General features: G+C 67.5%; 13 protein-coding genes and 6 pseudogenes. 6 read left to right on the top strand and 13 right to left on the bottom strand.

The annotated features are described in order from the left end of the window. Nucleotides 1-46: 46 nt before the first annotated feature. From OJJOAM_RS13945 to polA, 6 genes and pseudogenes are all read right to left on the bottom strand, one after another. Nucleotides 47-907 (bottom strand): annotated as a pseudogene (locus OJJOAM_RS13945) (ZIP family metal transporter); the annotation flags it as partial. Nucleotides 908-1,006: 99 nt separating this feature from the next. Further along, on the bottom strand, nt 1,007-1,459 hold the full coding sequence (locus OJJOAM_RS13940; RefSeq protein WP_422648292.1) for a hypothetical protein: 453 nt from the start codon (nt 1,457-1,459) through the stop codon (nt 1,007-1,009). After that, nucleotides 1,443-2,051, bottom strand: coding sequence for a nucleotidyltransferase domain-containing protein (locus tag OJJOAM_RS13935; RefSeq protein WP_422648291.1), 609 nt, complete (start codon nt 2,049-2,051; stop codon nt 1,443-1,445). The genes OJJOAM_RS13940 and OJJOAM_RS13935 overlap by 17 nt, the downstream gene beginning before the upstream one ends. A gap of 55 nt (nt 2,052-2,106) precedes the next feature. Further along, nucleotides 2,107-2,982: a dienelactone hydrolase family protein gene (locus OJJOAM_RS13930; RefSeq protein WP_422648290.1), complete on the bottom strand. Its 876-nt coding sequence runs from the start codon at nt 2,980-2,982 to the stop codon at nt 2,107-2,109. A gap of 297 nt (nt 2,983-3,279) precedes the next feature. Beyond that, nucleotides 3,280-4,609 (bottom strand): annotated as a pseudogene (locus tag OJJOAM_RS13925) (NAD(P)/FAD-dependent oxidoreductase). A gap of 120 nt (nt 4,610-4,729) precedes the next feature. Further along, nucleotides 4,730-7,556, bottom strand: a pseudogene (polA, locus tag OJJOAM_RS13920) (DNA polymerase I). Between the two features lie 4 nt (nt 7,557-7,560). On the opposite strand from polA, the pseudogene OJJOAM_RS13915 reads away from it, so the two are divergent. The 4 genes and pseudogenes from OJJOAM_RS13915 (at nt 7,561) to OJJOAM_RS13900 (ending at nt 11,178) form a co-directional block, all read left to right on the top strand. Beyond that, nucleotides 7,561-8,530, top strand: a pseudogene (locus tag OJJOAM_RS13915) (TIGR00730 family Rossman fold protein). A gap of 169 nt (nt 8,531-8,699) precedes the next feature. Beyond that, nucleotides 8,700-9,140: a hypothetical protein gene (locus OJJOAM_RS13910; RefSeq protein ID WP_422648289.1), complete on the top strand. Its 441-nt coding sequence runs from the start codon at nt 8,700-8,702 to the stop codon at nt 9,138-9,140. A gap of 178 nt (nt 9,141-9,318) precedes the next feature. After that, a complete protein-coding gene (locus tag OJJOAM_RS13905) occupies nt 9,319-10,356 on the top strand; it encodes a homoserine kinase (protein ID WP_422648288.1) in 1,038 nt (345 codons plus the stop codon). 30 nt (nt 10,357-10,386) lie between these two features. Continuing rightward, nucleotides 10,387-11,178 (top strand): BPSS1780 family membrane protein, encoded by a 792-nt coding sequence (locus OJJOAM_RS13900; protein ID WP_150084921.1) that lies wholly within the window; start codon nt 10,387-10,389, stop codon nt 11,176-11,178. Nucleotides 11,179-11,193: 15 nt separating this feature from the next. Here the strand turns inward: OJJOAM_RS13900 and OJJOAM_RS13895 are convergent, their stop codons facing one another. Both OJJOAM_RS13895 and OJJOAM_RS13890 read right to left on the bottom strand, forming a co-directional pair. Continuing rightward, complete coding sequence (locus tag OJJOAM_RS13895; protein WP_422648287.1) at nt 11,194-13,554, bottom strand: UvrD-helicase domain-containing protein; 2,361 nt, start codon at nt 13,552-13,554, stop codon at nt 11,194-11,196. Between the two features lie 157 nt (nt 13,555-13,711). Further along, the gene (locus tag OJJOAM_RS13890) at nt 13,712-14,218 is read right to left on the bottom strand and encodes a hypothetical protein (RefSeq protein ID WP_422648286.1); all 507 of its coding nucleotides are present in this window, start codon (nt 14,216-14,218) and stop codon (nt 13,712-13,714) included. Between the two features lie 563 nt (nt 14,219-14,781). On the opposite strand from OJJOAM_RS13890, the pseudogene OJJOAM_RS13885 reads away from it, so the two are divergent. Both OJJOAM_RS13885 and galU read left to right on the top strand, forming a co-directional pair. Continuing rightward, nucleotides 14,782-17,652, top strand: a pseudogene (locus tag OJJOAM_RS13885) (valine--tRNA ligase). Nucleotides 17,653-17,794: 142 nt separating this feature from the next. Next, nucleotides 17,795-18,664 carry a UTP--glucose-1-phosphate uridylyltransferase GalU gene (gene galU, locus OJJOAM_RS13880; RefSeq protein WP_006578933.1) on the top strand — a complete coding sequence of 290 codons (870 nt, stop codon included), beginning with the start codon at nt 17,795-17,797 and terminating at the stop codon, nt 18,662-18,664. A 168-nt stretch (nt 18,665-18,832) separates the two neighbouring features. Here galU and OJJOAM_RS13875 read toward each other — a convergent pair whose 3' ends face one another. The 5 genes and pseudogenes from OJJOAM_RS13875 to OJJOAM_RS13855 all read right to left on the bottom strand — a co-directional run bounded on the left by OJJOAM_RS13875 (nt 18,833) and on the right by OJJOAM_RS13855 (nt 22,035). Continuing rightward, the gene (locus OJJOAM_RS13875) at nt 18,833-19,060 is read right to left on the bottom strand and encodes a sulfurtransferase TusA family protein (protein ID WP_006578930.1); all 228 of its coding nucleotides are present in this window, start codon (nt 19,058-19,060) and stop codon (nt 18,833-18,835) included. A gap of 55 nt (nt 19,061-19,115) precedes the next feature. Continuing rightward, a complete protein-coding gene (locus OJJOAM_RS13870) occupies nt 19,116-19,703 on the bottom strand; it encodes an NUDIX domain-containing protein (RefSeq protein WP_422648285.1) in 588 nt (195 codons plus the stop codon). Between the two features lie 126 nt (nt 19,704-19,829). Beyond that, entirely contained in the window at nt 19,830-20,861 is a 1,032-nt protein-coding gene (locus OJJOAM_RS13865; RefSeq protein WP_422648284.1) for a threonine aldolase family protein, read from the bottom strand. 94 nt (nt 20,862-20,955) lie between these two features. After that, on the bottom strand, nt 20,956-21,144 hold the full coding sequence (locus OJJOAM_RS13860) for a 4-oxalocrotonate tautomerase (RefSeq protein WP_150084926.1): 189 nt from the start codon (nt 21,142-21,144) through the stop codon (nt 20,956-20,958). A gap of 94 nt (nt 21,145-21,238) precedes the next feature. Continuing rightward, nucleotides 21,239-22,035 (bottom strand): annotated as a pseudogene (locus OJJOAM_RS13855) (class II aldolase/adducin family protein). Nucleotides 22,036-22,095: the final 60 nt, after the last annotated feature.

Genomic DNA, 22,095 nt, shown 5'->3' with positions numbered 1-22,095 from the left:
GTCGGCGTGCGCGTGCGCATGGCCGGCTCCGCCATGGCCCGCCTCCCCCGTGGCCGTGGTGATCGTGGACGCCGTCGGTGACCCAGACGATCGCCGCGATGCCGGCGGCCACCAGCACGACCTGCACGATCGATTCGCGCCAGCGCGGCTTGCGCTGCATCTGCGGCATCAGATCGCTGACCGCGATATAGAGGAAGCTGCTGGCGGCGATCACCAGCACATACGGCACCCAGCTGCTCATCTCGTCGAGCAGGAAGTACCCCACCAGGCCGCCGGCCACCGCGGCCAGGCTCGACAGCAGATTGAAGGCGAACGCGCGCGCCTTCGAGAATCCGGCATTGAGCAGCACGATGAAGTCGCCGACTTCCTGCGGGATCTCGTGCGCGGCGATCGCCAGCGCGGTGACGATGCCGATCTTCGGGTCGGCCAGGAAGGCCGCGGCGATCACGATGCCGTCGGCGAAATTGTGGAAGGTATCGCCGACCAGGATGGTCAGGCCGCTGCGGCCGGCCTCCTCCCGGTCATGCCCGTGATGGTGATGATGGCCGTCGCCCTCGTGATGGTGCGAATGGCGCAGCAGCGAGATCTTTTCCAGCAGGAAGAAGCCCAGCAGGCCGGCCAGCAGCGTGCCGAACAGCGCGCGCGGATCGGCGCCCGAGGCGAACGCCTCCGGCAGCGAATGCAGCAAGGCGGTGGCCAGCAGCACGCCGACCGAAAAACTGACCATGCGCTCCACCGCGCGCGATGCCGCGGTCAGGGACAGCAGGGCGGCACCGAGAATGCTGCCCACGCCGGAAATCGTGGTGGCCAGCAGGATCAAGACGAGCGTGGAAAAGATGATGGGCTCCCGGAGGGTTCGCCCCTGCCCGTGTCGCGGGCCGCGCGGCCAGGCCGCGCCGGCCCACATAAACGCAACACTGTTGCAAGAGGCGCAAAGCCCGCATTGTACGGAGGTCGGGGGCGGTTTTGCAATGGGCTTGACGCGTGCCGGCCGTTTGCGTTTTCGCTACTCTTCCGCCCAGGATGCGCCGGTCAAGCGATAAGCCTGTCCCAGATACTTTTCGAGTATCGAAAGAAGGCTTGTGGCCTGACCCGCGGAAATTGGAGGAAAGGGAGACGTGTAGCTCGTGCCGTTGCGCCGCATATGCGCATTGACCACAAAAGCGAATTCAGCATTGCTCATTCCGAGATCCGCACATACCCTCTGAATCGCCATATTGCGACCGGCATCGCGAATCCGTACCTCGTGGAACTCGAGCACTGCCTGGACCACCTGGAAAAACCCTTCGTAGGCGATGGAAAAGACGGGCATTGGCGCTTCGTCAGCATCCAGTTGCCGCCCGGCAGCCAAATAGGTGCGTGCGTTGCGTAAATAGGCCTCCAGCGCGCCTGGGGTTCGACGTTGCTCCGTAAAGCAGTTAAGACGAATCAGATTTTCATACTCAAGTGGCCGGGACATCGGGTAGCACCCTCACGATCGATCCGGCGGCAATTCGGGCAACGAGGGGGTCGTTGCTCACGAGATCCGCCCATTCGGCAGGAGAGTACGCATTCAGATGTACGGGGCGACCAAGTTCCACTCCGACCTTCAACATTGCGTCCATTAACGCCATCATCGGCGCCGTCCCTATCACCATCAGGTCGATATCGCTGCGATGGCTGTCCTCCTCCCGTGCAACCGATCCAAAGAGAAAGGCTTCGGCGATTTCGCCTGCAAACGGCCGCAGCGCATTTCGTATCGGCTCTACCAAGCCAAACGACTTGCTGCAAATGCTCTGTAGTTCGGGATAAAGCGCAAACGCGGTATTGGCCCGGATGACGCGTTGGTTGCCGCGTCGCGGCTCCTCCGACAAGACGCCCGCATCAATGAGCCGTTGGACGTGGCGCTGACCGTTGCCACGCCCTCCACCGACATGCTCGATCAGTTCGCTCAGCGTGAATGTCCGCGTCGGCTCGCCGTAGACTCGCGCCAACACGCGTTGAACCCCCGGCGAGAACATGAAGTCAGCTAGTCCCACGAATATCCCCAATTTAGGTACGATCATACCCATTATAGGGATACTCGGACGGTGGGTAGCTCCCGGTGTCGTGGTTCTTGTGGCTGAGCTACGCCACCCCATGCTCCTTGAACCACGCCAGGCACTTCTGCCAGCCGTCCTTCGCGTCCGGCTCGCGGTAGCTGGGCCGGTAGTCGGCATGGAAGGCGTGGCCGGACTCGGGGTAGACGATGAACTTCGAGGCCCTGGCCGCCGGATTGTTGGCCGCCGCCAGCGCCGCCTTCATCCTGTCGACCGCCTCCAGCGGGATGCCGGTGTCCTTGCCGCCGTACAGGCCGAGCACCGGCGCCTTCAGCTGCGCGGCGAGATCGATCGGATGGCGCGGCTGCAGCGGCGTGGTGTCGCCGTTCAGCCGGCCGTACCAGGCAACGCCGGCCTTCAGCTGCCTGCTGTGCGCGGCGTACAGCCAGACGATGCGGCCGCCCCAGCAGAAGCCGGTGATGCCGACCTTGCTCGTATTGCCGCCGTTGGCGCCGGCCCATGCGACCGCCGCATCGAGGTCGCCCAGCACCTCGTTGTCCGGCGTCTTGGCGATGATCTCGCGCTGCAGTTCCTGGATCGTGCCGAAGCTGGTCGGGTCGCCCTGGCGCGCGAACAGCTCGGGCGCGATCGCCAGATAGCCCTGCTTGGCAAAGCGCCGGCAGGTATCGGCGATGTACTCGTGCACGCCGAAGATCTCGCTGATCACCAGCACCACCGGCAGGTCGCGCTTGCCCTGCGGCATCGCGCGGTAGATCGGCATCTTGAAGTCGCCGGAGGGGATGGTGACCTCGCCGGCCGTCAGCCCTTCGAAGTCGGTCTTGATCGCTTGCGCGGTGACCGGCAACGCGGCGGCGGCGAAGGCCGAGCCGAGGGCGGTCTTGACGAAGCTGCGCCGGTCGAACGTCTGGCCGGGTACGAGGCTTTCCACTTCGGGCTTGAGCATGCGGGTCTCCTGGTGTTGGCGAACGGGCGGACGCTGCGCCAGCGGAAGAGCCGGGGCATCAGGAAGGCGATTCTAAGCAAACATGGTGTCCAGCGCACGCCGCAGGTCGGCGGGCGGCGCGAGCGGTGCCCGCGCCCTTGCCGAGCGCATGTCGAGCTTCTACCGAGCCCCTACCAAGACGTGCGGAGCCGCTGCGAAGCCCCTGCGGAGCCTCCGCCGAGCCCCTGACGTGCCTTTGCGGCGCCCCTGCCGAGCCCGGCCCTTGCCGCGACCGCCTCGCCCAGGGCGGCCAACCGCTCAGTGCAGCTTCACGCGCGGATTGGTCTTGCTGCGCAGCCAGTGCGCGACCGTATCGAGCGCCATGCGCACCGCGCCGTGCAGCGCCATCACGTGCATCCGGTACAGCGACGAGTACATCAGCCGGGCCATCAGCCCCTCGATGAACATCGAGCCGCCGATCAACCCGCCCATCAGGTTGCCGACCGCGGTGAAGCGGCCCAGCGAGACCAGCGAACCAAGGTCCTTGAACTGGAATTCCGGCAGCGGCCGGCCCTCCAGCCGCGCCCGCAGCGCGTCGTACAGGAAGCTGGCCTGCTGGTGCGCGGCCTGCGCGCGCGGCGGCACGGTGGTCTGCTTGGCCGGCCACGCGCAGCTGGCGCAATCGCCGAACGCAAAGATGTCCGGGTCGTCTTCGCTCTGCAGCGTCTGTTTGACGACGATCTGGCCCTGCCGGCTCAACGTCAGGCCGAGCGTCTTGAGCACCGGCGGCGCGGTGATGCCCGCCGCCCAGACCGTCAGCTCGGCGGGAATCCGCTTGCCGCTGGCGGTCAGCACCGCATCGGGCCCGATCTCGGTGACGCGCTCCCCCGACCAGCATGCGCACGTCCAGCTTGCGCAGCAGCTCGGCGGTTTCGCTCGACACGCGCTCGGACAGCGCCGGCAGGATGCGCGGACCGCCTTCGATCAGCGTGATATGGATGTCGCGGCGCGGGTCCAGGCGGTGCAGCCCGTAGGCGTTGAGCACCTGCGCGGTATTGCGCAGCTCGGCCGACAGCTCGACGCCGGTCGCGCCGGCGCCGACGATCACCACATCGACGTCCGGATGGCCGTCGCCATCGTTGTCGCTGCGCGCGAGCCCGTTCTGCGCCCGGACGCAGGCCGAGATCAGCCGGCGGCGGAAGCGCTCGGCCTGCTCGACGGTATCGAGCGCGATCGCATGCTCGGCCGCGCCGGGCGTGCCGAAGAAATGCGTGACCGAGCCGATCGCCAGCACCAGCGTGTCATACGGAATATCGCGCGCAGGCAGCAGTTCGAGCCCGTCCTGGTCGACGCAGGCCGCGACCGAGATCGTCTTGCGCGTGCGGTCCAGGCCGGTCAGCTCGCCCTGCTGGAACTCGAAATGGTGCCAGAGCGCCTGCGCGGCGTATTCGAGCTGATGGGTGTTCTGGTCCATGCTGCCCGCGGCGACCTCGTGCAGCAGCGGCTTCCAGATATGCGTGGGCGAACGGTCCACCAGCGTGACATGCGCGGCGCCGCGCTTGCCCAGCTTGTCGCCGAGACGCGTCACCAGTTCCAGCCCACCTGCCCCACCGCCGACTACGACGATCCGATGTGCGCTTGTTTGCATTGTTCTACCCGTTCTGGATGGTCGGACCGCCGGCATGCCGGCGGTTACTGCCGTTTGCGTCAGTTTGCTGCAATGCAGCAAACTTGGCAAGACGGGGCGCTGGGTGGGCGCCCCCGTCGCTCAGTGCGCCTCTTCCCAGTTCGCGCCGACGCCGGTTTCGGCGACCAGCGGCACCCGCAGCGCCGCCACGCCGCACATCAGTTCCGGCAGGCGCGTGCGCACCAGTTCCAGTTCGGCCGTCGGCACCTCCAGCACCAGTTCGTCGTGCACCTGCATGATCTGTCGCGTGCCGAGCGACTCGCGCTCGATCCAGTCCTGCACCGCAATCATCGACAGCTTGATCAGGTCGGCCGCGGTGCCCTGCATCGGCGCATTGATCGCCGCGCGCTCGGCGGCCTGGCGGCGCGGGCCGTTGCCGCCGTTGATGTCCGGTAGCCACAGGCGGCGGCCGAACACGGTCTCGACATAGCCCTGCTCGCGCGCGGTCTGGCGCGTCTCTTCCATGTAGCGCGCCACGCCGGGATAGCGCATGAAATAGCGGTCGATATAGTGCTTGGCCGCGTCGCGCTCGATGCCGAGGTTGCTGGCCAGGCCGAACGCGCTCATGCCGTAGATCAGGCCGAAGTTGATGACCTTGGCATAGCGGCGCTGCTCGCTGCTGACCGCATCGGCCGCCACGCCGAAGATCTCGGCCGCGGTGGCGCGGTGGATGTCGTCGCCGCGCGCAAAGGCGCCGAGCAGGTTCTCGTCGCCCGAGATATGGGCCATGATGCGCAACTCGATCTGCGAATAGTCGGCCGACACGATCGCATGGCCCGGCGACGCGATGAAGGCCTCGCGAATGCGCCGCCCCTCCTCGGTGCGCACCGGGATGTTCTGCAGGTTCGGCTCGGTCGACGCCAGCCGGCCGGTCACCGCGGTGGCCTGGCCATAGCTGGTATGCACGCGGCCGGTGGACGGATTGACCATGCGCGGCAGCTTGTCGGTATAGGTGGACTTGAGCTTGGACAGCGCGCGATAGTCGAGCAGCAGCCGCGGCAGCGGATAGTCCTCGGCCAGCTTCTGCAGCACCTCTTCGTCGGTCGACGGCGCGCCGCTGCTGGTCTTCTTGACGACCGGCAGCTGCATGCGCCCGAACAGGATCTCGCCGATCTGCTTGGGCGAGCCGAGGTTGAACGGCTGGCCGGCGGCCTCGTAGGCGCGCTGCTCCAGTTCCATCATGCGCTGGCCCAGTTCGGCGCTCTGCGCGGCCAGGCGCGGCGCGTCGATCAGCACGCCGTTGCGCTCGATCTTCTGCAGCACCACCGACACCGGCATCTCGATGCGCTCGTAGACGTAGCGCAGCCCCTCGGCCGCCTCGAGCTGCGGATACATCTTGCGATGCAGGCGCAGCGTCACGTCGGCGTCCTCGGCCGCGTATTCGGTCGCGCGCGCCAGGTCGATCTGGTCGAAGCACAGCTGGTTGACGCCCTTGCCGCAGACCTCTTCGTAGGTCAGCGTCTTCAGGTTCAGCAGCCGTTCGGCGAGGCTGTCCATGCCGTGATTGCGGTGCGAGGCCAGCACGTAGCTCTGCAGCATGGTGTCATGGCGAATGCCGCGCAGCGCGATGCCGTGGTTGGCGAACACATGGACGTCGTATTTCAGATGCTGGCCGACCTTGTGCCGGGCCGGGTCCTCCAGCCACGCACGCAGCCGCGCCAGCACGAAGTCGCGCGGCAGCTGGCCGCGGCCTTCCATGCCCGCCACATCGGGGCCCTGGTGCGCGACCGGGATATAGCAGGCGATGCCGGGCTCGACCGACAGCGAGATGCCGACCAGCTGCGCCTGCATCGGATCGATCGAGGTGGTCTCGGTATCGATGCAGGTCAGCTCGGCGCGTTCGACGCGGCGCGCCCATTCCTCGAGCGCGGACTCGGTGACCACGGTCTCGTAGCGGATCTCGGCCGGCGGGGCTTCCGCCGCGGGCTGGTCGGACCCGGCAGCCGCGGCGGCCGCGTCCGGACCGTCGAACAGGCTCGCCTGCGGACCGCGCGACGCCGCCGCGGCGGCCGCAGCCTGCGCGCGCGCATCGGGCAGGCGTTCGCCGGTCAGCTCGCGCAGCCACGTCTTGAAGCCGTAGCGCGAGAAGAACGCGACCAGCTTCTCCTTGTCCTCGCCCATGTCGCGCAGCGCGTGGAAGTCGGGGATCGGGTCGGACAGATCGCAGTCGATCTTCACCGTCACCAGTTCGCGTGCACGCGGCAGCCATTCGAGCGTGTTGCGCAGGTTCTCGCCGACCACGCCCTTGATCTTGTCCGCATTGGCCATGATGCCGTCGAGCGTGCCGTATTCGGTCAGCCATTTGACCGCGGTCTTGGGACCGACCTTGGGCACGCCGGGCACGTTGTCGACCGCATCGCCGATCAGCGACAGATAGTCGACGATGCGCTCGGGCGGCACGCCGAACTTGGCCACCACGCCCGGCGGATCGAGGACCTCGCCGCTCATCGTATTGACCAGCGTGACGCTGTCGTTCACCAGCTGCGCGAGGTCCTTGTCGCCGGTCGAGACCACGGTGCGGATGCCCTCGGCGGTGGCCTGGCAGGCGAGCGAGCCGATCACGTCGTCGGCCTCGACGCCATCGACGACGACGATCGGCCAGCCCAGCGCGCGCACTGCCTCGTGGATCGGCTCGATCTGACGCGCGAGATCTTCGGGCATCGACGGGCGATGTTCCTTGTATGCGGGGTACAACTCATCGCGGAAGGTCTTGCCCTTGGCGTCAAACACGCAGGCGCTATACTCTGCCGGGTAATCGTTGCGCAGCTTGCGCAGCATGTTGATCATGCCGTAGATGGCCCCCCGTGGGCAGGCCTTCGCCGTTGCGCAGATCCGGCAGCGCGTGATACGCGCGGTACAGATAGCTCGACCCATCGACGAGCAGCAGTGTTTTAGGACTATCCGACATTCCCATGGACTCGAAATTGACTGGTGCCGCGGCAAGCGGTGAACCCACCGCCCCCGACCATGCCAACGGCGTGGCCGGCAGCCGCAGCAACCCCGTGACCGCGGCGGTCCGTGCCAACGAAGGCAAGATCACCACGGCTGCGGATATGGATGTGAACGTCACCGTCGGCCCCGCCGACGATGGCCCGGGCGATACCGCCTCGCCCGCCGAAGCGCCGGCGTCCGCCAAGGCGGCGCGGGCCAACCCGCGCAAGATGATTCCCAGCCTGCGTGCGCTGGCCGACGAAGACCGCGCGACCGCAAAGAAGGCGCGCGCCTCGTGGCAAATGTTCACGATTATGGCAGAGTTCATCGAGGCGACCGAGTACCTGTCCGAGGTCCGGCCGGCCGTCTCGATCTACGGCAGCGCGCGGCTGCGCGAGGATTCGCCGTACTACCAGCAGACCATCGAGATCGCGCGCCTGTTCTCGGACGCGGGCTTCGCCGTGATCTCCGGCGGCGGCCCCGGCATCATGGAAGCGGCCAACAAGGGCGCGCACGCCGGCAAGTCCGCGAGCGTCGGCCTCAATATCGAACTGCCGCACGAACAGCAGGGCAATCCGTATCAGGACATCGCCATGCGCTTCCGCCATTTCTTCACGCGCAAGGTGACCTTCGTCAAGAACTCGGACGCGCTTCATCGTGATGCCCGGCGGCTTCGGCACGCTCGACGAACTGGCCGAGGTGCTGACGCTGGTGCAGACCGGCAAGTCGCGCGCGGTACCGGTGGTGATGGTGGGCAGCCGCTTCTGGAAGGGCCTGCTCGACTGGTTCCGCTTCACGCTGCTGCCGATGGGCCTGATCGCCGAGCACGATCTCGATCTGATGCAGATCGTCGACGAGCCGCACGAGGTGCTGGAGGCGGTCTACGACTACTACGAGCGCCGCGGCGGCGAAAACCCGATCCCGCCGAAGGAAGAGATGTTCTATCTGTGAGTGGCGCCGGCGGGCCGGTGCCCGAGTGCCCGAACCGCCTCGCCACGGGCCCGCGGGCGGCAGGAATTGCTAGAATGCAAGCCTGATGCCCGAGTCGCGCGCGGCCCCGCCGCGCGCGGCGCCCATTCGGATGCGCCGGCACGCCGCGCGCATCGCACAGGAGGCCGAGATGACCTCCCTTTCCTTTCCGGCCGCCGGCGCGGACGAGCCGGAGCCCCTGCCCGGGGTTGCGCGACGCGGCCTGACGCTGGCCGCGACGGTACTCGCGCTGATCGCCGCGCCCGCCGCGCTGGCCCAGCAGTCCGCGCAGCAGGCCGCCGACGACAACGGCGCGCTGTCCCAGCAGGAACTGAACGAGATCAACAACCAGCCCATCGCCCCGTCGGCGAAGACCCAGCTCAATCATCCGCGCGAGCCGAGCTTCCAGCTGAACGAGGCCGATGGCACGCAGGTGCGCGAATACCGCGATCGCCGCGGCCAGCAGGTCGATATCGAAGTGAAGTCCGGCGCCGGCACGCAGTACCAGATGAGCCGTCCCGAGGACAGCTCGCCGCGCATCCGCGAACGGGAAGTCAATCGCGTGCCTTCGGTGCGCGTGCTGCAGTTCTGAGCCTGCCGCGGACGGAGCCGACCCGTCCGCGCGCGCCATCCGACGTTTCACCGCTCCCGGCCCGGGGGTCGCTTCCGGGCAGCGCCGGACGCCGCTGTCCGCGGCGCCACGGCATGCCGCGGGCCATGCCCGCCGGCGCCATCCGGCTTTACATCCGGTTCCAACCAGACAAGACAGTATGGCTGTATTCACCACGGTCTCGCACGACGAGATCGCGCAATGGCTGCTCGACTACGACCTCGGTACGCTGCGCGCGCTGCGCGGCATTCCCTCGGGCATCGAGAACAGCAATTTCTTCGTGACGATGGAGCGGGACGGCCAGACGCGCGACTACGTGCTGACCATCTTCGAGCGGCTGCGCTTCGACCAGTTGCCGTACTACCTGCATCTCATGGCGCATCTGGCCGAACGCGGCATCCGCGTGCCCGCGCCGATGCCGGGCAAGGACGGCGAGATCCTGCGTACGCTCAAGGGCAAGCCAGCCACCATCGTCACGCGGCTGCCCGGCAGCTCGCAGCTGGCGCCGAACGCGCAGCAATGCGCCGAGGTCGGCGACATGCTGGCGCGCATGCACCTGGCCGGCCGCGGCTATCCGCGCCAGCAGCCGAACCTGCGCAGCCTGGCGTGGTGGCGTGAAACCGAGGGCGAGATCCTGCCCTTCCTCGACGACAGCCAGCGCGCGCTGCTGCAGGACGAACTCGCATTCCAGAGCGGGTTTTTCGGCGGCGCCGCCTATGCCGCGCTGCCGGGCGGCCCCTGCCATTGCGACCTGTTCCGCGACAACGTGTTGTTCGAGGATGCCGGCAACGGGCAGTCGCGGCTGGGCGGCTTCTTCGATTTCTACTTCGCCGGCGACGACAAGTGGCTGTTCGACCTGGCCGTCACCGTCAACGACTGGTGCATCGACCTGGCCAGCGGCGAGCTGGACGCGCCGCGCGCGACGGCGCTGCTGCGGGCTTATCATGCGGTCAGACCCCTGGACGCGATCGAGGCCGCGCACTGGCAGCACATGCTGCGGGCCGGCGCGCTGCGCTTCTGGGTCTCGCGGCTGTGGGACTACCATCTGCCGCGCGAGGCCGACATGCTCGAGCCGCATGACCCGACCCACTTCGAACGCATCCTGCGCCGGCGCATCGCCGCCACCGCGCTCCCCCTGGACCTGATGGGCGCCGCCGATGGCAGCCCCCTGATTGCCTCACGTGACCGCCGCACCTGATTGCCGCACCTGATTCGGACCCGATTCGTCATGCAACTACTGGAAGTCCCCGCCAAGGAAGGCTACGTCTGGTTCCGCCAGGGTCTGTGGCTGTTCCGCAAGAACCCGCTGACCTTCCTGATGCTGCTGTTCATCTATCTGATCGCCGCGCAGATCGCCATCTTCATTCCGCTGATCGGCATCGTCGCGCTGCTGGTGGTGACGCCTGGCCTGTCGGTCGGCATCATGACCGCGTGCCGCGAGGTGATCCAGAACCGCAAGGTGATGCCCACCGTGCTGCTGGCGGGATATCGCAGCAACGGCAAGGTGGCCGCGCGCCATCTGCTGATCCTGGGCGCCATCTATGCGGGACTGGTGTTCCTGCTCAGCCTGATCGCCGGCACGCTGGTCGACATGCGGGCGCTGCTGCCGGTGTTGCTCAAGGAAGAGCCGCCGACCCCGGAGGCGATCCGCCAGCTGTATTACGCGCTGCTGGTCGGAGCGGCGCTGTACACGCCGATCGCGATGCTGTTCTGGTTCGCGCCGCTGCTGGCCGCCTGGCACAACGTGCCGCCGGTCAAGGCGCTGTTCTTCAGCTGGACCGCGTGCTGGCGCAACCGCGGAGCCTTCTTCACCTATGCGATGCTGTTCGTGCTGCTGCTGGTGGCGGTGCCCTTCTTCCTGGAGGCGATCTTCAGCGCCTTCGGCGCCGAAGGCGTGCTGTCCTTCCTGGTGACGCCGTATTCGCTGCTGATGCTGGCGATCCTGTACTGCTCGTTCTACGCGACCTATCGCGGCTGCTTCAACATCGCGCCGCCGAACGGGGACAGCGCGGCAGCCTGACACCACCCACCAGGCTCAATCGATCGCGTCCAGCTTCGCCACCGACAGCGCCAGCCACTTGGCGCCGTGGCGCTTGAACTCGATATTGGCGCGGGCATCCGCGCCCTCGCCTTCGAGCGCCTTGATCACGCCCTCGCCGAACTTGTTGTGGAACACCTGCTGGCCGATGCGCCAGCCCGATTCGGCCTGCCGCTTCTGGTCGGCGTAGCCGTTGCCGGTGTCCATGCCGCCGGTCGCGCGGCTGCCGGTATAGGGCACGTCCTCGGCCCGCTTGTACCAGTCGCGGCCCCACGCGCTTTCCGATGACTGGCGCCGCTGCGCGCCGTAGTTCTGCGCCGGCGGCGTCAGCCACTTCAGCGCGCCCTCGGGAAGCTCGTCGAAGAAGCGCGAGCGGATGTGGTAGCGCACCTGGCCATGCAGCACGCGGCTCTGCGCAAACGACAGGTACAGCCGCTCGCGCGCCCGCGTGATCGCCACATACATCAGCCTGCGCTCTTCCTCCAGCCCGTCGGCGTCGAGCATGCTGTTCTCGTGCGGGAACAGCCCTTCCTCCAGCCCGCTGATGAACACCACATTGAATTCGAGGCCCTTGGCCGCGTGCACCGTCATCATCTGCACCGCGTCCTGCCCGGCCTGGGCCTGGTTGTCGCCGGCCTCCAGCGAGGCATGGGTCAGGAAGGCGACCAGCGGCGTCATGACCTCGGGCAGCGCTTCCGGGTCCAGCACCTGTTGTTCCTGGTCGCCCTCGGCCAGGGCCGGCAGCGGCCGATCGAGGCTCTGCCGGCGGCTCACGGGTATCGCATTGGCCGGCGCGTCGAGGCCGTAGCCCTCCTCGACCACGAAGGCCTGCGCCGCCGTCACCAGTTCGCGCAGGTTCTCGATGCGGTCCTGGCCCTCCTTCTCGGCCTGGTAATGCGTGATCAGCCCGCTGGTATTGATCACGTATTCGACCGTCTCCGGCAGCGTCATCTGCCGGGTCTCGAAGCGCATCTGGTCAATCAGCCGCACGAACAACGCCAGCTTGCCGCCGGCCGCGCCAGCGACGTAGGCCACCGCCTCCGACAGCGCGCAGTTGTATTGCCGCGCGGCGTCCTGCAGCGACTCGATCGAGCGCGCGCCGATGCCGCGGGTCGGGAAGTTGACCACGCGGGCGAAGGCGGCGTCGTTGCGCGGATTCTCCAGCAGCTGCAGATAGGCCAGCGCGTGCTTGACCTCGGCCCGCTCGAAGAAGCGCAGGCCGCCGTAGACGCGGTACGGAATGCCGGACGAGAACAGCGCGTGCTCGATCACGCGCGACTGCGCGTTGCTGCGATACAGGATCGCGATCTCGGCGCGGCTGGTGCCCTGGGCGATCTGGTCGCGGATCTCCTCGACGATCCACCCGGCCTCCTGCCCGTCCGTGCCGGCCTGGTAGACCCGCACCGGCTCGCCGTGGCCCGCATCGGTGCGCAGGTTCTTGCCGAGCCGGCGCGCGTTGTGGGCGATCAGGTGATTGGCCGAGTCGAGGATATGGCCGTGCGAGCGATAGTTCTGCTCCAGCTTGATCAGATGGCGCACGCGGAATTCGTGCTCGAAGTCGCGCATGTTGCCGACATTGGCGCCCCGGAACGCGTAGATGCTCTGGTCGTCGTCGCCGACCGCGAACACCGCCGCGGCATTGCCGGTGCCGAAGCCCGCCAGCAGCTTCAGCCACTGGTACTGCAGGACGTTGGTGTCCTGGAACTCGTCGACCAGCACATGGCGGAAACGGTGCTGATAGTGCTGGCGGATCGCGTCGTTGTAGCGCAGCAGCTCGTAGCAGCGCAGCAGCAGCTCGGCGAAATCGACCACGCCCTCGCGCTGGCACTGCTCGTCGTAGGCGGCATACAGGTCGACGAAGCGGCGGTTGAAGTCGTCGTTGGCCTCGACATCGGCCGCGCGCAGGCCCTGCTCCTTCGCGCTGTTGATGAAGTACTGCAGGTTCTTGGCCGGATATTTCTCGTCGTCGACGTTCAGCGACTTCAGCAGGCGCTTGAGCGCCGACAGCTGGTCCTGGCTGTCGAGGATCGAGAAGGTCTGCGGCAGCCCCGCATCGCGGAAATGCGCGCGCAGCATGCGGTTGCACAGGCCGTGGAAGGTGCCGATCCACATGCCGCGCGTATTGATCGGCAGCATCGACGACAGCCGCGTCTGCATCTCCTTGGCGGCCTTGTTGGTGAAGGTCACCGCCAGGATGCCCGCCGGCGACACGCGGCCGTTCTGGATCAGCCACGCGATGCGCGTGGTCAGCACCCGCGTCTTGCCGCTGCCCGCTCCCGCCAAGATCAGCGCCGGTTCGTCCGGCAGCGTGACGGCGGCAAGTTGTTCGGCGTTCAGATTGGCAAGCAGGTCGGACATCGGGAGGGGCCTTGAGGAATCGGGCCATTATAACGGCGCGCCCCTCCGCGGCCCCCACCCGGCGGCCTCCCCGAGCCTCCCTGCCTTCCCCCTGCCTTCCCCCCGCCTCATCTCGCCTGCCCTCGGCCTGACCTCGGCCTCGCCCGGCCTCCTCGCCCTACGGCCCCGCCGCGTCGTCCAGCGCCTGCGGCCCGAAGCACGGCGCCAGGCAGGCCTTCAGCAGGCGCCGCGCCTCGCCATGGATGCGCTCGCGCACGGCCTCGTCCTCGCCCTCGGCCAGGTCCATCAGCGCGGTCAGCACCTCGATCGCGCAGCGCGCGGTCAGGCGGGCATCGTCCTCGGCCACCTGCTGGTGCTGCATCAGCCAGCGCGCCAGCAGCTCGGCGACCTCGCGGCTGGTGGCATCGTGGATGCGGCGCAGCTCCGGCGACGACTGCATCGCCCGGCGCAGCGCGATGCTGCCCGGCTGGCGGCTGCGCGCGGTACGGACCTGGTCGAACACCGCGTCGACCACCGCGCGCCAGTCCGCCACCGCCCCGGTCGAGGGCAGCACCGCCAGCGAATCGGCCGCGCGCTGGCGCATCTGGTGCTCGAACAGCGCATTGATGACCGACAGCTTGTTCGGAAAGTACTTGTACAGCGTGGCGATATTGATCCCCCGCACGGCTGGCGATCAGGTTGGTGGTGATTCGTTCTACCCCGACCTCGTCGAGCAGCGACGCGGTGGTATCGAGAATCCGTTCGAAGGTGACCCGGCCGCGCGCCCGCACCGGGGCCCGGCGCAGGCGCAGCAGCAGCGGCGCCAGGCTGTGGCCGGCGGCGCCTCCCTGATTGTGTTCGTTCTCGTTCTGGTTCATGTCCATGACCCGGCCGTCGGCCGACTGCACCGCCGGGCCCGCCCACGCCCCGGCAACCCGCCCGGACCGCCATGCGGCGTCCCCTGCCCGAGCCCCCAACGCAGACGATAGGCCCCGCCGCGTGCCGCGACCGTGCTCTAGCGAACGCATCGGCGGCCGCGAAGCGGCGATACTGCGGTTCGTCCTGCGGTGGATGTGAGGCGGCGCGTGGCTGGCAGGCGCGCCCCGCATGGGCATTTTGGGCGTCACCGAGCGGGCTCCCCCTATAATTTAGGGCTTGTCTCCCTTTGGCCGCGCCCGCCAGGCGCGCACCAGACCGCGAGAGCCGCACCGGCTCGCCGGCCTCCACGCATCGATCGACATCCCAAGCATGACCGCCCAAGACCAGTCCCTAGCCAAGAGCTTCGAACCCGCCGCCATCGAGGCCAAATGGGGCCCCGAGTGGGAAAAACGGGGCATCGCCAAGCCCACCCCTCGACCCGGACCGGCCCGATTTCGCCATCCAGCTGCCGCCGCCCAACGTCACCGGCACGCTGCACATGGGACACGCCTTCAACCAGACCATCATGGACGGCCTGGCGCGGCACGCACGCATGCGGGGCGCCAACACGCTGTGGGTCCCCGGCACCGACCATGCCGGCATCGCCACGCAGATCGTGGTCGAGCGCCAGCTCGACGCGCAGGGCGTCTCGCGCCACGACCTCGGTCGCGAGGCCTTCGTGCAGAAGGTCTGGGCCTGGAAGGAGGAATCGGGTTCGACCATCACGCGGCAGGTGCGGCGCATGGGCGCGTCGATCGACTGGAGCCGCGAATATTTCACGATGGACCCGAAGATGTCGCGCGTGGTCACCGAGGTGTTCGTGCGCCTGCACGAGCAGGGGCTGATCTACCGGGGCAAGCGGCTGGTCAACTGGGACCCGGTGCTGGGCACCGCCGTGTCCGATCTGGAAGTCGAGAGCGTCGAGGAAGAAGGCTCGCTCTGGCATATCCGCTATCCGCTGGTCGAGCCGGATGCGCGCACCGGGCTGACGCATCTGACGGTGGCGACCACCCGTCCGGAAACGATGCTGGGCGACGTTGCGCTGATGGTCCATCCCGAGGACGAGCGCTACGCGCACCTGATCGGCAAGATGGCGAAGCTGCCGCTGACCGATCGCGAGATCCCGGTGATCGCCGACGACTACGTCGACCGCGAATTCGGCACCGGCGTGGTCAAGGTCACGCCGGGCCATGACTTCAACGACTATGCGGTGGGCCAGCGCCACAACCTGCCGCAGCTGTCGGTGCTGACGCTGGATGCGAAGATTGCCGATGGCGCGCCCGCGCAATACGTCGGCCTGGACCGCTTCGAGGCGCGCCGCCGCATCGTCGCCGACCTCGACGCGCAGGGCCTGCTGGTCGAGGTCAGGAAGCACAAGCTGATGACGCCGAAGAGCGAGCGCACCGGCAGCGTGATCGAGCCGATGCTGACCGACCAGTGGTTCGTCGCGATGAGCAAGCCGGCGCCGGAAGGCACCTTCTACCCCGGCCGCTCGATCGCCGAGGTCGCGCTCGACGCCGTGCAGAGCGGCGAGATCCGCCTGATTCCCGAGAACTGGGTCAGCACCTACAACCAGTGGCTGGCCAATATCCAGGACTGGTGCATCTCACGCCAGCTGTGGTGGGGCCACCAGATCCCGGCCTGGTACGACGAGGCCGGCAACTGCTACGTCGCGCGCACCGAAGAGGAAGCGCGTGCGCAGGCGCAGGCCGCCGGCTTTGCCGGGCCGCTGCGCCGCGACGAGGACGTGCTGGACACCTGGTTCTCGTCGGCGCTGGTGCCGTTTTCCTCGCTGGGCTGGCCCGAGCAGACGCCCGAACTGCAGCATTTCCTGCCGTCGTCGGTGCTGGTCACCGGCTACGACATCATCTTCTTCTGGGTCGCGCGCATGGTCATGATGACCAAGCACTTCACCGGCCAGGTCCCGTTCAAGGACGTGTACGTGCACGGCCTGGTGCGCGACTTCGAAGGCAAGAAGATGAGCAAGTCCGAGGGCAACACGCTCGATCCGGTCGACCTGATCGACGGCATCGAGCTGCCCGAACTGCTGAAGAAGCGCACCACCGGCCTGCGCCGGCCCAAGGATGCGCCGAAAATCGAAGCCAAGACGAAGAAGGAATTCCCCAACGGCATTCCGGCCTTCGGCGCCGACGCGCTGCGCTTCACCTTCGCCTCGCTGGCCACGCTCGGCCGCAACATCAACTTCGACACCGGCCGCTGCGAGGGCTACCGCAACTTCTGCAACAAGCTGTGGAACGCGACCCGCTTCGTGCTGATGAACACCGAGGGGCACGACTGCGGCATGGGGCCGTGCAACCAGGACTGCGGCCCCCGACGGCTACCTCGACTTCTCGCAGGCGGACCGCTGGATCGTGTCGCTGCTGCAGCGGGTCGAGGCCGAGGTCGAGAAGGGCTTCGGCGAATACCGCTTCGACAATATCGCCAACGCGATCTACAAGTTCGTCTGGGACGAGTACTGCGACTGGTATCTCGAACTGGCCAAGGTGCAGATCCAGAACGGCACGCCGGCGCAGCAGCGCGCCACGCGCCGCACGCTGCTGCGCGTGCTCGAGACCGTGCTGCGGCTCGCGCATCCGATCATCCCGTTCATCACCGAGGAGCTGTGGCAGAAGGTCGGCCCGCTGGCCGGCCGCGGCAAGGGCGACGGCAGCGAATCGATCGCGCTGCAGCCCTACCCGCTCGCCGCCGCCGCGAAGATCGACGAAACGGCCGAGGCCTGGGTCGCGCAGCTGAAGGCGATGGTCGATGCCTGCCGCAACCTGCGCGGCGAAATGAACATCTCGCCGGCGCAGCGGATCCCGCTGTACGCGCACGGCGACAACGCCTTCCTGCACGCGGCGAAGCACTATATCCAGGCGCTGGCGAAACTTTCCGAGGTTCGCGTCTTCGAAGACGAGCAGACCCTGATGGCCGAAGGCGCCGGTGCGCCGGTCGCCATCGTCGGCGGCAGCCACCTGCTGCTGAAGATCGAGATCGACGTCGCCGCCGAACGCGTGCGTCTCGGCAAGGAAATCCAGCGCATCGGCGGCGAGATCGCCAAGGCCCGCGGCAAGCTGGCCAACGAGAGTTTCGTGGCCAAGGCGCCGGCCGCGGTGGTCGAACAGGGAAAACCAGCGGCTGGCCGATTTCGAGCAGACGCTGGCCAAGCTGCAGGACCAGTTGCAAAGGCTGCCGGCATGAGGTCGCCACCGGCCGCGTTCGCGCCGGTGGCGGTGTCGATGTCGGTGTCCGCGCCGGCATCGCTGCCGGCAGCACGGTCCAGGGCATGCGCCTTGCTTTAACGCAAGGCTGACGACATCAACACTGAGAAGGAGCCTCTTTTATGGAAACCCGCGTCACCAAGGCCGTATTCCCGGTAGCCGGGCTCGGCACCCGTTTCCTGCCCGCTACCAAGGCGAGCCCCAAGGAAATGCTGCCCGTGGTGGACAAGCCGCTGATCCAGTATGCGGTTGAAGAGGCGATGGCTGCCGGCATCACGGAGATGATCTTCGTGACCGGGCGCTCCAAGCGTGCGATCGAGGACCATTTCGACAAGGCCTACGAGCTCGAGGTCGAGCTGGAGGCCAAGAACAAGCAGGCGCTGCTCGAGGTGGTCCGCTCGATCAAGCCGTCGCATGTGGAATGCTTCTACGTGCGCCAGCCCGAGGCGCTCGGCCTGGGGCATGCGGTGCTGTGCGCCGAGAAGCTGGTCGGCGACACGCCCTTCGCCGTGATGCTGGCGGACGACCTGCTCGACGGCCAGCCGCCGGTGATGAAGCAGATGGTCGACCTCTACAACCATTACAACTGCTCCATCCTCGGTGTGGAAGAAATTGCACCCGAGCAGAGTAAATCTTATGGCGTGGTCGACGGCCGCGAGTGGGACGAAGGCGTGATCAAGGTCGCCGGCATCGTCGAGAAGCCGGACCCGGAAGTGGCACCGTCGAACCTGGGCGTGGTCGGCCGCTATATCCTGACCCCGCGCATCTTCGAACATATCCGCAACCTGAAGCCGGGCGCCGGCGGCGAATTCCAGCTGACCGATGCGATCCAGTCGCTGCTCGGCCAGGAACAGGTGCTGGCCTACCGTTACCAGGGCGTGCGCTACGACTGCGGCAGCAAGCTGGGCTATCTGAAGGCGATGGTCGAGTTCGCGCTGAAGCATCCCGAGGTCCGGGACGAGTTCGGCAGCTATCTGCGCGAGCGGATCTGAGTCGTCTGGGCGGACGATTGTCCGGACAAGGGCGCCTGCGTTGGCGGGCGCCCTCGCCCAGCACTCGCCCGCCCTCTCCCAGCCTCCAAAACAAAAGCCGCCCGAGGGCGGCTTTGTCGTCTGCGGCCCGAACCGGTGGGCCGCCGGACTGGGGGCCTGCTGGCCCGCTTACCGGCGCTTCATGTAGAACACGAACACCTTGTCGACCTCCTGGTGCGACAGCAGTTCGTTGCCGGTCTGCTTGGCGAAGGCCTGGAAGTCGCGGGTCGCGCCCGGGTCGGTGGCCAGCACCTTCAGCACTTCTCCGCTCGCCATATCGGCCAGCGCCTTCTTGGTCCGCAAAATCGGCAGCGGGCAGTTCAGCCCGCGTGCGTCCACTTCCTTCTGGAACTCCATGGTCTCTTCCTTGTTTCCCTGGTATGGGCGATGTCGGCAAGCCTTCCCTGAGGCTTCATGGCCGGTATTGTAGCGTCGCCCCGGCGCCCTCCGCCCCGGCGGCCTGGCGCGGATCGGGAATGTCCTCGCCGGTCTGGCGGTCGAAGAAGCGCACCGGATAGCCGCGCGCGGCCAGCCAGTCGGCCACCGCGAAGCCGGTGCCGGCATTCCAGATCCGCATCTTTTCCGGCGCCACCAGCTTGTAGTCGGCCAGCTCCTCCGACAGCGCGATGGTGCCGGTCGCGCGCACGTGGTACGCGATGATCAGCTCGTTCTTGCGCATGAATTCGTAGACGCCGATCAGCGACACCGATTGCGCATCGAGATTGGTCTCCTCCTTCAGCTCGCGCGCCACGCCCGCCTCCGGCGTTTCGTCGCGCTCCAGGAAGCCGGTGACCAGCGCGTACATCGACGGCGGCCACGCGGCATTGCGCGCCAGCAGCAGCTTGCCCTCGTACTCGACGACGGCGGCCAGCACCGGCAGCGGGTTGTCCCACTGGACGAACTGGCAGTCGTCCTGCACGCAGGCCATGCGTTCGCGCCCGGACATCGGCAGCGCCATCAGCGGCGTGCCGCAGTGGGGACAGTAGCGATAGGAGGGCATGGCTCGTTTTCCTGTTCGATGGCGCAACGCGCCTTGGGTCAGACAGCGATCCGCATGGACACGCTGACAATCACGCGCCGACAATCACGCGCCGGCAGTCACGCGCCGGCAGTCACGCGCCGCAAATCACGCGGCGCAGACCTCGCGCATGTCGGCCGCCAGCGCTTCGACCGTCTCGGGCTGCAGGTCCCACGAGCACATGAAGCGGCAGCCGCCGGCGCCGATGAAGGTATAGAAGCGCCAGCCGCGCGCGCGCAGCGCCTCGATCGCCGGCAGCGGCAGCTCGGCGAACACGGCGTTGGCCTGCGTCGGGAACATGATGCGCACGCCAGGAATGGCGGCGATGCGATCGTGCAGCAGCTGCGCCATCGCATTGGCATGGCGGGCATTGGCCAGCCACACGTCGTTCTCCAGCAGCCCCAGCCACGGCGCCGAGATGAAGCGCATCTTCGAGGCCAGCTGCCCGGCCTGCTTGACGCGATAGGCGAAGTCCTCGGCCAGCTTGCGGTCGAAGAACACCACCGCCTCGCCGACCGGCAGGCCGTTCTTGGTGCCGCCGAAACACAGCACGTCGACGCCCGCGCGCCAGGTGATCTCCGACGGATGCACGCCGAGCGACGCGACCGCGTTGGCAAAGCGCGCGCCGTCCATATGGACCCGCAGCTGCCGCCGCTTGGCGATCGCCGAGATCGCGCGCACTTCCTCGACCGTATAGACGGTGCCGACCTCGGTCGACTGCGTCAGCGACACGACCTTGGGCTTCGGATAGTGGATGTCGTTGCGGCGCGTGACCAGCGCCTCGACGGCGTCGGGCGTCAGCTTGCCGTTGGCGCCGGGCGCGGTCAGCAGCTTCGAGCCGTTGGAGAAGAACTCCGGCCCGCCGCACTCGTCGGTCTCGATATGCGCCAGCTCGTGACAGATCACGGAGTGATACGACTGGCACAGCGCCGACAGTGCCAGCGAATTGGCCGCCGTGCCGTTGAATACGAAGAACACCTCGCAATCGGTCTGGAACAGGTCGCGGATGCGATCGCAGACCTTCTGCGTCCACGAATCGTCGCCATAGGCCTGCTCGTGCCCGCTGCCGTTGGCTTCGAGGAAGTACTTCAGCGATTCCGGGCAGAAGCCGGCGTAGTTGTCCGAGGCGAAATGCTGCATGACGGTTCCGTACAGGGGCGCGAGGCGCCGGTTCGTGGATGCCCGGAGAAGGAACGATGACCAGGAACGATGGCGAGGACGATGTCGACGGGCGTTACTTCTTGTCGGCCCACAGCTCGCCGCCGGTGGCCCAGTTCTCTCGCTTGACGTCGGTGATGATGATGTCGACCGCGCCGGCCGAGCAGCCGAGGGTTTCGCAGGTGACACGGGTCACTTCCTCGACGAACTTGCGCTTCTGCTCGATGGTGCGGCCCTCGAACATCTCTACGTGGAAAGTCGGCATGGATGGCTCCTGTTGTTATGGATGAATGGTGCAAGGACCCAAGCGGGCGCTGCCCTGCGTTGCGCTTGCTCGCGCTGCGTGGCACCCGTCGCGCTCAGTCGCGATACGAGGGATCGATTTTATCGAGTTTGCGCAGCAGCGACGGCCATTCCAGCGCGCCCTCGATGGCGCCGCCGTCGTCGAGCTGGGCCGAGGTCCGCGTCGCCACCTCGACCGAGGGCAGCACCACGCGCGTGGCGGTCAGCGCGCCGAGCTGGATTTCGCAGGCCTTGATCAGCGTGGCCATCAGCACATGGGCCTCGGCCACGGTCCGGCCGACCGTCAGCGTGCCGTGGTTGCGCAGCAGCATGGCGGGATGGCTGCCCAGCGAGGCGGTCAGCCGCGCGCCCTCGGCCGGCGTGAAGGCCAGGCCCTCGTAGTCGTGATAGGCGAGCCGGCCGTAAAGCGCATCGCGTGCTGCGACAGCGGCAGCAGTCCGTCGGCCTGGGCCGACACCGCGACGCCGGCGGTATTGTGCAGGTGCATCACACAGACCGCGTCCGGACGCGCCGCGTGCACGGCCGCATGCAGCGCAAACCCGGTCACGTTGACCGGATGGGGGCTGTCGCCGACCACCTCGCCGCGGCCGTTGATCTTGACCAGGTCCGACGCGCGGATCTCGTCGAAGGCATGGCCGAACGGGTTGATCAGGAAGTGGTCCGGCTCTCCCGGCACCGTGGCCGAGATATGCGTGTAGATCAGGTCGTCCCAGCCGGCCAGCGCGCACAGCCGGTACGCCGCGGCGAGGTCGACGCGCATGCGGCGCTCGGCTTCCGAACCGGTGGCCGAACCGGTGGCCGAACCGGTGGCGGAAGCGCCGGTGGCGCGGGCGGGTTGCAGGGCGAAGGACATCGATGGCTCCTTGCGCCGTCGGGCGATGCCGGCCCGCGGGCCGGTTGCCGATGGCGGCGA

The sequence above is a fragment of the Cupriavidus sp. H18C1 genome, from assembly GCF_049311595.1.
In the GTDB taxonomy this organism is placed as follows: domain Bacteria; phylum Pseudomonadota; class Gammaproteobacteria; order Burkholderiales; family Burkholderiaceae; genus Cupriavidus; species Cupriavidus cauae.
This window is presented reverse-complemented; position numbering and strand designations above follow the sequence as displayed.